We start from the raw sequence: 13,522 nt of genomic DNA, 5'->3' as shown, positions 1-13,522 counted from the left end.
CAAAATCCTCCAACCCTTTGGGCTATGGAGGATTTTTTGATTTTGTAAATTTATACTGCGTGTAATAGGGTCTGCAACGAAACATTCTCTAACGTGTAAAATGTGGTAAACTAGTAATTGAGAATTATTATCACTAGATCGGAGTGCTCCAGAATGCAAATGGCTTCCCTATACATCCAACTGCAGCAGCATGATCTGCTTCAGCTCACACCACTGCAGGAAACCAATCATCATAATCCATCAACCAAGAGCAAGGCTGCCAATGAATACACACTGCTTATTGCTTTGGATCATGGAATTCGGCTGTTAACGAACAATATTCCCCAAGATCTGAGCCAAGGCAGTTGTATTCTGCTCCCTACTCAGCAATCCTACATTCTCCAAACGATAAAAGAGCAAGCGCATGTAGCCCGGTTGACCTTTCTTGCTTTTCAAGTGGATCAGTTGACTCTGCTTCCGGCTTGCCCTCCTCTTATTCTGGGCTTTCCTTACAGGTTGTCTCTTTCTACTATAAAACTTGCGTTGGCAAGTGAAGACTGGATTTCTCCGCTGCCTTTGCAATCCAACAAGCAAAATCGGTTGCAGGAGAAGAAATTTACGCCTACGCATCATTCAAAATCAGCAGTTACTCAGGCCTGGCTGCAACTGATACTTAGCCTGATGGCTCAGCTAGAAAGCGCTGCTCCGCCAGTGCAAAATGATCAAGCGGTACAGCGTACAGTCAGCTATATGGAGCAGCACTACAACGAAGATCTTACCGTAGAGCTTTTGGCGGAAATGGCCGGCATGGTTCGATGGCAATATAGCAAATTGTTTAAGGTGATGACTGGTAAGAAGCCGACGGACTACCTGACAGCTCTTAGGGTCGAGCATGCTAAAAGGCTACTGTCTAGTTCTACCGAGACCTTACGTGAAATATCCCGACAAGTCGGTTTTAAAGATGAGTATTATTTCAGTCGGCGCTTTCATCAGCTCACAGGACACCCTCCACGGGAATACGCCAATATACTAAGGCGTACCAGGCAAAGAACGATCACCGATTCCCTCGGAAGGCAGATTTCTCTTCCTGATGCGGTTTTGCGTATCGTAGCCACAGGCACCAATACCCTTGGTGAGTTGCTTGCTATCGGTATCCGTCCAGTCGGCGCGGGTATAACTACAATGAAATCACAAGTCATATATCGAAACAAACTGCATCAGATCCCGGACATTGGACTGCAAGGCGCACCAGAACAAGTCTCCCTACTGAAGCCTGATCTTATCCTGCTAGGCAACTATAGTGAGCAGCAGTTACCTCGACTGGACGCCATTGCCCCTACCATCGTCTATCGCGAATCAACCAGCACTTTTGAGCGTCTTCGTTATATTGCGGATCTTTTCGGTCGGAGCAGAACGGCTGAACAGTGGATCGACCGCTATGAGGAAAGTGTCAGGAGGATACGGCGACAATTGGCGGATGATTATATTGCAGGAGAGCGAGCAACTGTCTATCTGGTGCTGGGCAAGAACATATATGTTATGGGACAGACGGGATTTGCCGCTACCGTGTATGAATCACTTGGCTTTCGACCCACTGTATCCGTAAATCAACTGATCGTTGATGGCAGACCTTGGATACAAATTGATCACAATAAAATCACGCAATACGCTGGAGAGCGAAACTTTGTGATGGTTCCCCAGGAGGAGATGAATGTAAACACCCCTTCTCCACTCCAAAGTTTGGTTAGCATGTTGGCACCCAGTAAAGTACATATAGTAGAAGCTGGCTGGAACTACGATGATCCCCTTACCCGTGAGAGGCTATTGACGATTCTACCCTCTATTTTTGCTAAGGATGGACTGGCCCTTGTGCCAGTAAATGAAAAAAAATAAACCGTGCTTCACGGTTTATTTTTTCAAAACATTTTCACCATCTTACGATATGTGTCCAACAACCTCTGGTAATACTCTTTCGTATTCCTTATATAAAACATAACGATTAACACCTCTGGAAGAGTTAAGTGCTTCATGCGCGTGCTGAATAGCGGTATCGCGGTTTTCTGCTTTGAGTTCAAGACCCGCGAGCAGTGTTGATCTCATCCATTGTTTTTTAATGGATTGAAGTCTTTCCCGCGCATCTTCACTTTTCCCGTCTTCCAAGAGTAGAATGGTTTCGTAATATGTACGGTAGTCCGATAAGCCGATATGAGGTACAGCTTGCCGAATGGCAAACATATCCTTACGATATAACCCGTAAGCTGCCTTGAACTGTGCTTGTGTCGTTCTTCGCTTATATTTCTGCATAATCTGCTCCATAACAAGTTCTGCCTCATCATCAAGTCTGTTCGCAAAAACATAAATAATGTATGTCCCAGGTGTATTTTGCTGCTTGGATAAAAAGGACTCTAAACGATCTATACGCTTATCAAATACTAAAGGATAAAAAACATGCTTAATAAATGCGATAAGAATGGTAACGACTACAACCCCCACAATCAGAAATAGAGGATATTCGTTTATTTGCATAAACAAGACAAACATCAATACAGCAAAATAAAACGTGAATTCCCACCAAGAGTACCTCATTATGTATCTCCTTCGAATAGAAAAATGACCAGCAAGTCTATATTATATCAAATTTAATTCCCCTTTTTGTATAATCTTAGGAAAAAAAATCACGAAGAATATTCTATCTGTAGCAAAATCAAGCCTGATTAGATTTACTGATACAACAAAAAAGCCGCTATATTAGCGACTTTCAGTTGAAATAATTGAATTTATTATTGTGCACTTAATAGTTCTTCAAAAGCTTTTATGTTCGTGTCAAAATCAGGAACGGTTTGAGTTTCTTCAGCAGATTTGACCAGTTTTACAACTAAATCATTATAAGGTGTCGCAATTCCCGTACCTTCTGCCCTGCTTGAAACAACTCCGTTAATGTAATCAATTTCCGTTTTGCGGTTCTTCTCCAGATCTTGAAGCATGCTTGCTTTGAGCAATCTGGAGGGCTCCATCACGTAACGTAATGTTTTCACCCGTTCAGAAATATCTTCTTTGCTGTTCACTTCGAGTGAAGAGATGTCGAATCCATTCATTTTAACCAAGGTAACCCCATTGGCGCGAGCAACTTTAATCGTCTCGTCCGCAATATGAGCTGCACTCACAATGCCGGCTTCATGATCAATAATGTCCCCATATTCACCATTCAATGCAGCCGACAAACCACTGAAGGCATTGTTGATCAGCAATTTGGACCATTTGGTTCCAACCAGGTTATCGGAAATATGTGTTCCACCCACAAGATCCAACACCGATTTTACGCGTTGAATTCGTTCGGTAATTTCACCATTTAATTCGCCAATCTGAAAAGCATACTGCTTAAATTGAGTGTACTCGGTAGTCAGACTTGATACACCTGGTTCAATGAACGTAGCGCCGAATTCAACGGAGCCAGCAATGACACGTTTTTCACCCACAATGGACGCCACTTTTTCTTCCGGAATCCCGTTCTGCAACGAACACACCATACTTTCTTCTTTCAAGAATGGAAGTAATTCCTGAAGAATGGAATCGTTGTAGAGTTGTTTGGTTAAAAGTAAAACAAGGTCATACTGTCCTGATTTCTGATCAGGAGTAATTGCTTTTACTTTTGCCTGAAACTCTGTGGTACCCGTCACTTTAGCACCCGTCTGATTTAAAGCATCTACATGTTCTTGATATGCATCAATTAACTCAACGTCAAGTCCGCCATCCGCAAGGTATGCACCTACGATGGTTCCCAAAGATCCTGCTCCTACAATTGCAATTCTCATTTTATTTTTCCTCCTTATTTTTCTTCCAGGTAGTTATATACAGGTTGTGCAGCGTTTAAGGTTAGGTTGGTAAGGATATGAGAAGCGGACACCACTTCCAACACAGGCAGATCTGCAAGAGGTGCCAACGCATGTTCGAACAGTTGAAGTCGGGCAGGTCCTGTCCAAGCTTCCTTCACTTCGATGTCCGTAATTTGAGTACGGATCAGATCACATATTCTTAAATTCCCGGTATAGTCGGTAGCCATCTTAATCATAAAATTAGGTCGGCATATTTCACGTTTGGCGAACTCTTTATCCATCTCCACATGTTTATATCCCATCGTTGCCGTGGCTACACGCAGCGTTCCATAATCAAGTGTGCCAACAAGTGTATCTGAATCGGTATACAGCTTGGGCGCACCCAGCTTTTTCGGATAGGCGGTGAGCTCTCGACCACTCGCAATCGCGGGGAAATTGTCTACGTACATCGAATGCACATAATCGCCTTCCTCCCCATTGAATTGCACAGGGATAACTTGTCCAGCTTCTGTATAAGCACCCAGTCCAGAAACATCTGGCATCCACATCACTTCGAATTTAACCAAAGGTTCAGTAATTTCCAGAGGTTCCGGTACGGCTGCCCGCAGCGCTTTTTCATCGGTTCGGTAAATAATATTCAAATATTCACGATTCACGAATTTGTACGGTGGCATCGGGTATGCCGGAGCCGTTAGGGGTGTATTCAGATTTTTAGCTATGTTATTCACATCGATTTTCATCAAAGACACCTACCTTATGTTTTGGTTCTATATAAGTTGAATTAAAGATTATTTACACTGACACTACGATGACAGAACAACCTTCCAATCGCTGTTATCCCCAGATTTTTCGATTCCCCTTCTAAAGGGGAAAATCCGGTGATAAAGGCGAACGCTTCGCTTTTTCAGGTTTTTTCTGTCCTCTCCGTTATTGTGTAAATGATTAGTTCAACTTATATAGTCAGGTTTTTGTTATTTAAAATTTGATCTGTATCTCATAAAAAAATTCTACATCAATATTTAAATTTAATATAATACATAATAAGTACTATATATATTTATCAGAATAAATAAGGAGTGCAGATAAATGGAATTGCTTCAGCTCAAATACTTTCAGACCGTTGCCTATACTGAACATATCTCCAAGGCAGCTGCCCAATTGAATATTGCTCAACCTTCCCTAAGCTTAACGATTAAAAGACTTGAGGATGAACTGGGTACCCCCCTATTTCATAGGAGAGGACGAAATATTCAATTGAATTCCTCAGGTGAAATTCTATTGAAACATGTGAACCGGATTTTTATTGAAATTGAAAATGCAGAGATGGAGATTAAAGCGGAGGAACAGCAAATATCCAATACAATCAGGATCTCAATTACGAATACTCGGTTCCTCACAGGCCTCATTAGTGACTATATCAACGGTTCTCCCGAAACCAAGCTTCATCAGGGTATTGGGACACGCAGTGAAATTATTACAGGTTTGAAGAAAGGTGACATGCATCTGGGCATTACCGGGCATCCGATTCAGGATGCGCAGATTGAGAGTGTTGTCCTTGTTGAAGAGGATATTGTTCTAGTTGTGCCAACAAATCATCAATACGGAGGAGAGACAAGCATTTCATTAAATGTTGTTGCAAATGAGCCCTTTATTTCCCTTGCAGATAATAAGGAGTACAGCCGATTTACCACCATGCTCTGTGAAAAAGCAGGTTTCCTGCCCAATCATGCATTTGAGGTCGATTCTCATACCCTGCTTGAAATTATCAGGCTTAATCAGGGTGTTGCATTACTTCCGATCTCCGTATGTAGAGCACTGGGGTTACGTTATGTAAAAATTGCTGATGATTCAGCTATATATCCCATTAGCCTATCCTGGGTCAAACAAAAACGGTTATCTCCTGCTGTTGGAGAATTTCGTGATTTTATTACTTCGTACTATGAAGACCATGCTGGATTGTTTAAAGTGGAGTAGGATTTCTTGATACATGACAAACGATAAAAACAAAGACCACGTTAGTCCCTTGGAAGGAACCGATGTGGTCTTTGATCGTTATCTATTCTTAGCTATACTGCAGTCTGTCCTTATACCAAACGTCCGGAATCATCTTACGCTCCAGTTCCAACAATTCATGAATGATCTTGTCCGCGTCACTGATGGAACTCACGAGCGGGTCGGTGAGCATCGCCCTTCTCAGCTTCTCGTAGCTCTGTTCCAGAACAGCTTCAACCGTAAGCTCATGCGTATCCAGTACAAGTTCTTGCATCCCTCTTATCCCACGCGGCATCTCGCCTACATGGAGTGGTTTCGCCCCATCCATATCTACATCGCATAGTAGTTCCAGGAACGAATCGTTATTCATATTGGTTACCGCACCTTGATTGAGCGTATTGATGAAGAACTTTTTGCCCAAGTTCCCCACCATATTTTCGATGATGTCGGTAGCATGATCTGGTCCGAAGGTACTCATGTAATCGGCAATTGGGATGTTCCCTGCAAGAAAGTCATCCACCTGACGCCACATTTCGTCGTGACGCTGATATCTGTCCTCTGTCTCCCAGATCGATAATGGCGGAATGGTGTCCGCAGTTTTGCCAAGACCCTGCCAATACCGAACGTATTCCTTCGTATGCGCCGTACAAGTAGGAATGATTCCGAAAATATCATATAGTTCATAGGTAATCGCATCGTTATACAGAGCTTTTGCGCCGCGATCACCGCCGTTATTCTCATCACCTGCCAGCTTGCGCATGGCTTCTGCAATTGTGGGCATCACATTTTTTCCTTCATACTCGGCTTTGAGCAGCCAAGTGAAATGATTAACACCTGCGATACGAAAATCGAATTTTTGGTTGATCTCTTCAGTGAACTGGCTATTGTCTCCAATGATTCCAGCTCTTACGGCATAATAGGCTTTTTTACGCGGCATATGATGACTATCGCACAGCGCAAACGATTTAAGCTTCGGTGCATATCGATGTAAAGCAATGCCGTGCACGGTAGACGGGTTAATATAATTGATCACCCAAGCATCCGGACATAACTCCTCAATGTCCTTGGCACATTCCATAATAACCGGCAGTTCCCGCATCGCGCGAAAGATTCCACCAGGGCCAATCGTATCGCCGGAACACATGCGAATCCCATACTTTAGAGAAACCTGGCAGTCGATGCCCCGATATTTCACTGATTCTTCCGCAAAGCTGAGCACAACGAAGTCGGCTCCCGTCAGCACCTGTCTTCGGTCCACTGAACCCTCAATCTTTAGGGATACATTGTTCTCCTTGGCGACCATTTCCGCTAGTTTTACCATTTTCGAAAGCCGTTCCTCGTCCGTATCCACCAAAGCCAGCGTTCCCTGATTCAAATATGGGGAGTGTACCATCTGCCAGATGGACTGCCGACCAAAAAACAGGCTGCCCGCCCCAATAACAACTACCTTTGGATGCTGAGTACTTGTAGCATTCATCAATAACCCCTCCTCTTAACGATATAAGTTCATTATAGGTGAGTGAGCTGGAATCGGAATGTGTGATAGTTTTCAAAACATGTCATATCGTACGATAGTTAACAAGAGATAAATCCTTTGTTATGATAGTGAAAAATGAAGGATGTCATAAAGTGGAGAGGATTCGGTTGGATTAGATGCATACAGGAACTGTAAATATGAGTATAATCGATGAACTTTCGGAGTATGTCACACTTCGCATGAGCTCTTATTTGGAACAAACGCATGACAGCAATTGGACGGAGCGCAAGTCTCATTCCGATTATGATCTGTGGTTCATTACAGCTGGCTCCGTGCTAATTACCATCGATGGAATCGAGCATATGGCGAACCCGGGTGACGTCGTGTTTTTTTATCCGGATATGCCCTACACGGCTTCCACGACCGGAGAGTTGTGCCGATTCGTATACATGCACTTTGATTTCAGCATTGCTGAGCAAAAGCGAATTCTCGGCGAGTTTCAGCTCCCGGGCATCGTACCTGGCAATCTGATTCAAGAGGAATCAACACTCTTCACCTCGTCCTATCGAAGATTCAAGCAGAGTAGCGGCGCTTCTGCCAGTCCACTTTACTTGAAAGCCTCTCTGCTTCTCGTCATCGCCAAAATTTTGGAATTACATAGGCAAGGGCTGTATCACGGTGAGTTTCTGAAAGACCGAAAACCGAGGAAGATCGAAGGAAGTCTGGAAGTTCTGCAGAATGTCTTCCCATACGTGGATGCAAATCTGCATCGTACCATCCGAGTTAACGAACTTGCAGATATTGCTGGCGTCTCTGAGAAATATTTTATTTCTTTGTTCAAAAAAATTCTCGGTATTACACCGGGGCAGTATATCAATCAGATCAAAATGAACCGGGCCAGAGACTATCTGTACGAGAAAAAATATACGATCCAGCAAATTGCCGAATTTCTGGGTTATCCCGATCCCTTTACGTTCTCCAAAGCATTCAAAAAATTCTACAACGTGCCCCCTTCCAAATTTGAATAACATACCGCAGACAAACAAAGAGGCAACCGGTCGATCCGGCTGCCTCCCCACTTGATGAATCCTTGGTTATTCAGGGTTTAGTTTACGTACAGGTCCCTTCAGCGTCCCTCATACTCAAAAGGAGCTTCAGTGGAATACATCTCATGGAAAAATCCTTTATACGGTATATCCTCTTCCAGACATTTAATGAGATACAACAGTTCTTCGTTAGCTTCCGGTTCTTCGCCAGCACGCTGCATTTCCTCAAATTGACCTAGAATATTCTCCAAGAGAGTGACTTGAATAAATAAAGGCAGCTTCTCCAGCATCGAATCTTCGATCTTGGTTTCGGAAGTATATCCAGCGAGGGCGGTTTGGAAATAGTCATCCATGAACTGTTTGCGTTTATCCGCATTCGGCTCAATTTGAATCCAGCCGACGCCATGTGTCCATAGATCTGCCAGATCATACATATACCAACCGAAGCATGAATTATCAAAATCATACACGGTGATCTGACCGGTATCAAAATCGATCGAGTAATTCCCGTCATTATAATCAAAATGGATCATGCCGAATGTCTCTTGGTTTGTATCCAAACCTTGTAAGGTATTCAGGAGCTCAACCATCTTCTCCTTAAGCAGAGGGAATGATTCAGGTACCAGATTATCGATATATTCACCGCTGTAATTGTCAATCAAATGATGCCGGCGATGGACGGGAGTGTACCCTTTCGATAGTTGATGCATCCTGCCCAGAACTTTTCCGCTATTATAATAGTATTCGCTAAGTGGGACCCCTTCACGGTACTGATAATGGTTTTCTACCAGCAACTTCCCCTTGGCTTTTACAAACATACAGATAAAGAACGTATGCTCATTATAAGTGATCTCTTCTAACAGATGACCCTTTTTCGAGCTAACTACATTCGAGACACTTGCACCGTGCTCAAACAGATACCGGACATACTCCAGTTCGGCAATGTAATCTTCCCGCTTTCTGTCAGGCAAAAAAGACACCCGTAGAATTAGCGATTCACGCCCCTCTTGCTCGCAAGTGTAAACGACATTACGTCCACCCTCATGAGGCGGAATAAGCTGAATATTGTAACCCTCCAGATGAAACAACTCGGGTACCAGCGTCAGTACATGTGTATTGCTGATGTTAACAGCTTCGTTAAAATTAATAATAATCTCCTCCAGTAAACATTGTTTGGACGGTTTCCCGCAGTGCAATGTCCACAAAAGGAATCTCTGTAATGCAAATATCCTTCTGTGAACCTAAAGCAAAATCACCTTGTTAGACATTTAAAAACGCTCCTTTTTGTTCAGATGGTTACATCTTATCCTAATATTCCACATTTTACTAGCCAAATTTATAACTCAGCAGCTTCGTAATAGTACCGTATCAAAATGTCCTGATCGTAGTTGCCAAACCCTTTCCCGAACAACGTAAGTCCGCCTCGACCGGGCACCCCTTCTTCCGGTCTTAATCCAAATGTCCAGTAGGTGGATGAATCCAGTTTCAGATCATGGATACGCACATCTGAGATGCGCTGGCTATCCATAAACGTCCCTTCTGCGTTAATACGCAGCACCTTCAGTACACCATACTGGTTGACGTCCAATTTCCACCATAGCGGTGTATGTTTGCCCTTCCGATCCCCGAAATCCCCTGGGCTTGTCCAGGTTCCAAGGTGATGACCATTAAGGGAAAAACGGATATCGGAAGGCCAGTTTTCATTAACTTGGGGTGCTTCCGAACTGAGTTCGAGTGAAATTTCAATTTCCTGGAGATGCTGTTCTGTATTCAGATAATTGGGAATCTTATATTCCAGAAAACCTCGTGCCAACCAAAGAATACCTGCATTGACCCGATCCGGGTCCATGAAGCAGGCCGGGGTATCATATTGCCCAATCATCTGCGTTGTTGTTGCAATGCCACAGGTGGGCCAGGCTTCGTAATCCGTATACTGACCAACCGGAATAGAGACTTCATGATAAGGAGCATCAACTGGTTCAGGGGAGAGATTGATAGTCATAAATTCTTGCAGAATAAAGCAGTATTTATACGTTCCACCGTTCTCACGCTTCATGCGGCTGCCTACGATGCCCGCTTTCTGCAATTTGCTTACATGTGTACTAACGATGGCTTTGCTAAGATACAGCTCTTTGGCAAGCGCATTGATATGCATCTCCCTGTTTTGCAATAATAAGCGAACGATATTTAAACGGGCCTCGCTGGCGAGCGCCTCATATATGATCAAGGATGTGGCATCCGTGCCAAGCATCATGAACTTCACTTCCCTATCTCTATAGAATCCATATATTATTGATTTAGAATTCGTTATTTAGCGAACCCTGCGAAATAAACTTGCTCAACATAATAGCATTATGATACACATTAGATAACAAATCAATGAGTTGATTTTGCTTTTATGCGAACTCATCTTGAAATAAAGTTTCTTACACACCTAAAATTAATTCTATGGAGGTTTTCCCATTGCTTACATCCAAAATGCTTATCGATAAAGATTTTCAGATTGCTGAAGTAGATCCGCGTGTCTATGGTTCATTTATAGAACATCTGGGACGGGCCGTATACGGCGGAATTTATGATCCAGGTCATCCCACGGCAGATGCTCAAGGTTTTCGTCAGGATGCCATTGAAGCGATCAAAGCTCTGAATGTGCCAATTGTTCGTTATCCGGGCGGCAATTTCGTATCCGGTTACAATTGGGAGGACGGCGTTGGTCCGGTAGCGGAGCGTAAACGCAGACTTGAACTGGCATGGTGGACGATTGAAACGAATGCGGTAGGAACAAACGAATTTGCAGATTGGGCCAAACTGGTTGGAACCGAAGTGATGATGGCTGTAAATCTGGGTACTCGCGGCATTGATGCGGCCAGAAACCTGATCGAATACTGCAACCACCCATCTGGCACATACTGGAGTGATCTGCGTATCTCTCACGGTTACAAGGACCCGCATAAATTCAAAACCTGGTGTCTAGGCAACGAAATGGACGGCCCTTGGCAGATTGGTGCAATGACTGCATATGAATATGGGCGTATTGCCAATGAGACCGCTAAAGCGATGAAATGGGTAGACCCGGATATCGAGCTTGTGGCTTGCGGCAGTTCCAGCCGTGACATGAGTACATTTGCAGATTGGGAAGCAACCGTGCTGGATCTCACCTATGAAAATGTGGACTACTTGTCCCTGCATCAGTATTACAACAACAACAAAGACAACACGTATGACTTCCTGGCGACATCGCTGGATCTGGATCAATTTATTGATAGTGTTGCTTCAATCTGTGATTTTGTACAAGCCAAGAAACGCAGCAAAAAGAAATTAATGCTGTCTCTGGATGAATGGAATGTCTGGAAATCCATCGGCACGAGCCGTATGGAAGAACGGTGGCAGATTGCTCCTCCAGAGTTTGAAGATGTGTATACACATGAAGATGCACTAGCTGTGGGCTGTTATCTGATTACCATACTCAAGCACGCCGACCGTGTAAAAATGGCTTGCCTTGCTCAGTTGATTAACACCATTGCACCAATCATGACGGAAAATAACGGAGCAATCTGGTTCCAGACGACGTATTTCCCGTTCATGCATGCATCCAACTTCGGTCGTGGTACGGTGTTGCGATCCATCACCTCTTCACCTAAATATGATTCCAAAGACTTTACAGATGTGCCTTATCTCGAAGCGATCAGTGTGCATGATGAAGAAAACGGCACGATCACAATCTTTGCGGTGAACAGACATCTGGATGAGAAGTTGGAACTGAATGTGGATCTGCGTTCCTTCGGAGAAACCACATTTGTGGAGCATATCGTATTGGAGAACAACGACTTGAAAGCCACCAATACCAAAGAAAACCCACGTAACGTTGTTCCTCACAACGGCGGATATACAACGGTTGATCAGGGTAAAGTGCAAGCAGTCTTGAACAAAGCATCATGGAACGTGATTCGCCTCAAAACCAAACAGGCTTAATAAGAGCGGATAGAGTTTTCTCCTACTCTGCAACATCAGCATTGTTTTTCGCACCGCGTGCAGCTCCCTGCGCGCGGTGCTTTTTGCTGTATGATGGCAAACGGCCCAACTACATAGTTCCAAAGTTAGAAGTGTGGCGCGTATTTGAAACCTCAGTTTTTATTCCTCACAACGAACGAATTTAACGAATACAGGGAGTCTTATTTAACCCGATTCGGGCGGATTTTAATTCTAACGAACACAGGAGAAGTTATGCTGCAGAATCAGCCCCTTTTTCACACTATATCTTACATTTTGCAGCGAATAGGGTTTGTCATGTTCGTTAGAATTTTAATGGCTTGATATTGACTCGAATACGGTTTCTGAGGTTCGTTAGCACTGAGCAAGCATGCTATATTGAGCTGGTTCGAACTTCATATACAGCATAAGCAAATAAGCCACCCTCCGTTTGCCGTACGGAGAGCAGCTTGCAGTTAAGCATCTAGCGAAGAAGCTGAAACAGAACAGAGAAGAAGATAAGGAACAGAACAGAACAGATCAGAAAGAGATCAAATCACCCAACACACTAGCAATACTTCCTTCCCAAATGAAAAGAAGGTTATGTTCTATTTCACGATTTTCATTTCAAGTATTATCCTTGTTGTGCTTCCTCTTCACCTTCGGTTTCAGCCTGAGCTGCTTGACTTGCTGGAGTCATCAGCCCTTGAACTGCCCCCATAAATGGCTGAATCTGCTTAATCATGCCATACCCCATTTTGACCACAGGTGTAAACCGCTGGATCATGCCAAACAACCGCATACCCCCGCCTAACATACCTCCAATTGAGCCGGCACCGCCAAAGCCACCTAACAGTGAGCCTAGCATAGGCATGAAAGATGATACCTGGGCTTGCCTAAACGTTGAGCGAGACATCGACCGGGATCGTACTTGCGACTTACGTGTGCTGTTCACCCGTTTACGGTTTCGAGAGGATGCTGTTTTTCTCGTAGCCCCTGCTTTAGGTTTGGTTTTGCGAGCACTGCCTTCATATGAGGGTGCTGTGATTGCGGCCTGAGTAAGCTTTCCGCCCCCGGTAAGCACTACGCCTTCGCTGTTAACGCCAGAGATGTACCCGACGTACGTCTCGCCATTATGAAGAGTCACGCAGACTGGGCGATCCTTGAGCCGTTTCACCCGGACGTGTATTTCATTGGTTTTAGCCATGGAATTCACCTCCACTTGA

At 44.0% G+C, this 13,522-nt stretch carries 11 protein-coding genes; 4 read left to right on the top strand and 7 right to left on the bottom strand.

What is annotated here, in order from left to right:
* Positions 1-153 precede the first annotated feature (153 nt).
* Positions 154-1,872 carry an AraC family transcriptional regulator gene (locus C161_RS15310; RefSeq protein WP_051449760.1) on the top strand — a complete coding sequence of 573 codons (1,719 nt, stop codon included), beginning with the start codon at positions 154-156 and terminating at the stop codon, positions 1,870-1,872.
* 42 nt (positions 1,873-1,914) lie between these two features.
* Here the strand turns inward: C161_RS15310 and C161_RS15305 are convergent, their stop codons facing one another.
* From C161_RS15305 to C161_RS15295, 3 genes are all read right to left on the bottom strand, one after another.
* On the bottom strand, positions 1,915-2,565 hold the full coding sequence (locus tag C161_RS15305; RefSeq protein WP_036671218.1) for a hypothetical protein: 651 nt from the start codon (positions 2,563-2,565) through the stop codon (positions 1,915-1,917).
* A gap of 194 nt (positions 2,566-2,759) precedes the next feature.
* Entirely contained in the window at positions 2,760-3,791 is a 1,032-nt protein-coding gene (locus tag C161_RS15300; RefSeq protein ID WP_036671215.1) for a ketopantoate reductase family protein, read from the bottom strand.
* 14 nt (positions 3,792-3,805) lie between these two features.
* Entirely contained in the window at positions 3,806-4,552 is a 747-nt protein-coding gene (locus tag C161_RS15295) for an acetoacetate decarboxylase (protein ID WP_083677352.1), read from the bottom strand.
* 346 nt (positions 4,553-4,898) lie between these two features.
* Here C161_RS15295 and C161_RS15290 point away from each other — a divergent pair, with 346 nt between their 5' ends.
* Positions 4,899-5,786 (top strand): LysR family transcriptional regulator, encoded by an 888-nt coding sequence (locus C161_RS15290; RefSeq protein WP_036671211.1) that lies wholly within the window; start codon positions 4,899-4,901, stop codon positions 5,784-5,786.
* 88 nt (positions 5,787-5,874) lie between these two features.
* Here C161_RS15290 and C161_RS15285 read toward each other — a convergent pair whose 3' ends face one another.
* Positions 5,875-7,281 carry a family 4 glycosyl hydrolase gene (locus C161_RS15285; RefSeq protein ID WP_036671209.1) on the bottom strand — a complete coding sequence of 469 codons (1,407 nt, stop codon included), beginning with the start codon at positions 7,279-7,281 and terminating at the stop codon, positions 5,875-5,877.
* Positions 7,282-7,457: 176 nt separating this feature from the next.
* On the opposite strand from C161_RS15285, the gene C161_RS15280 reads away from it, so the two are divergent.
* Positions 7,458-8,309, top strand: coding sequence for an AraC family transcriptional regulator (locus C161_RS15280; RefSeq protein WP_036671205.1), 852 nt, complete (start codon positions 7,458-7,460; stop codon positions 8,307-8,309).
* A gap of 98 nt (positions 8,310-8,407) precedes the next feature.
* On the opposite strand, the gene C161_RS15275 is transcribed toward C161_RS15280, so the two are convergent.
* Both C161_RS15275 and C161_RS15270 read right to left on the bottom strand, forming a co-directional pair.
* On the bottom strand, positions 8,408-9,532 hold the full coding sequence (locus C161_RS15275) for a phosphotransferase enzyme family protein (protein ID WP_235193824.1): 1,125 nt from the start codon (positions 9,530-9,532) through the stop codon (positions 8,408-8,410).
* A gap of 131 nt (positions 9,533-9,663) precedes the next feature.
* Complete coding sequence (locus C161_RS15270) at positions 9,664-10,581, bottom strand: ArsR/SmtB family transcription factor (protein ID WP_036671204.1); 918 nt, start codon at positions 10,579-10,581, stop codon at positions 9,664-9,666.
* 224 nt (positions 10,582-10,805) lie between these two features.
* Between C161_RS15270 and arfA the strand changes: the two genes are divergently transcribed.
* Positions 10,806-12,299 (top strand): arabinosylfuranosidase ArfA, encoded by a 1,494-nt coding sequence (gene arfA, locus C161_RS15265; RefSeq protein WP_036671530.1) that lies wholly within the window; start codon positions 10,806-10,808, stop codon positions 12,297-12,299.
* A 631-nt stretch (positions 12,300-12,930) separates the two neighbouring features.
* Here the strand turns inward: arfA and C161_RS15260 are convergent.
* Complete coding sequence (locus tag C161_RS15260; RefSeq protein ID WP_036671203.1) at positions 12,931-13,503, bottom strand: hypothetical protein; 573 nt, start codon at positions 13,501-13,503, stop codon at positions 12,931-12,933.
* Positions 13,504-13,522: the final 19 nt, after the last annotated feature.

Source organism: Paenibacillus sp. FSL R5-192 (genome assembly GCF_000517845.1).
Classification (GTDB): domain Bacteria; phylum Bacillota; class Bacilli; order Paenibacillales; family Paenibacillaceae; genus Paenibacillus; species Paenibacillus amylolyticus.
Note: the sequence above shows the minus strand (reverse complement) of the source record. Positions and strands in the feature narration are given on the sequence as shown.

What these genes read in the sequence shown, in the direction of transcription:
- C161_RS15310 (WP_051449760.1), top strand. Translation starts at nt 154, where the DNA reads ATGCAAATGGCTTCCCTATACATCCAACTGCAGCAGCATGATCTGCTT.
- arfA (WP_036671530.1), top strand. Translation starts at nt 10,806, where the DNA reads ATGCTTATCGATAAAGATTTTCAGATTGCTGAAGTAGATCCGCGTGTC.
- C161_RS15280 (WP_036671205.1), top strand. Translation starts at nt 7,458, where the DNA reads ATGCATACAGGAACTGTAAATATGAGTATAATCGATGAACTTTCGGAG.
- C161_RS15285 (WP_036671209.1), bottom strand. Translation starts at nt 7,281, where the DNA reads ATGAATGCTACAAGTACTCAGCATCCAAAGGTAGTTGTTATTGGGGCG.
- C161_RS15295 (WP_083677352.1), bottom strand. Translation starts at nt 4,552, where the DNA reads ATGAAAATCGATGTGAATAACATAGCTAAAAATCTGAATACACCCCTA.
- C161_RS15260 (WP_036671203.1), bottom strand. Translation starts at nt 13,503, where the DNA reads ATGGCTAAAACCAATGAAATACACGTCCGGGTGAAACGGCTCAAGGAT.
- C161_RS15270 (WP_036671204.1), bottom strand. Translation starts at nt 10,581, where the DNA reads ATGATGCTTGGCACGGATGCCACATCCTTGATCATATATGAGGCGCTC.
- C161_RS15290 (WP_036671211.1), top strand. Translation starts at nt 4,899, where the DNA reads ATGGAATTGCTTCAGCTCAAATACTTTCAGACCGTTGCCTATACTGAA.
- C161_RS15300 (WP_036671215.1), bottom strand. Translation starts at nt 3,791, where the DNA reads ATGAGAATTGCAATTGTAGGAGCAGGATCTTTGGGAACCATCGTAGGT.
- C161_RS15305 (WP_036671218.1), bottom strand. Translation starts at nt 2,565, where the DNA reads ATGAGGTACTCTTGGTGGGAATTCACGTTTTATTTTGCTGTATTGATG.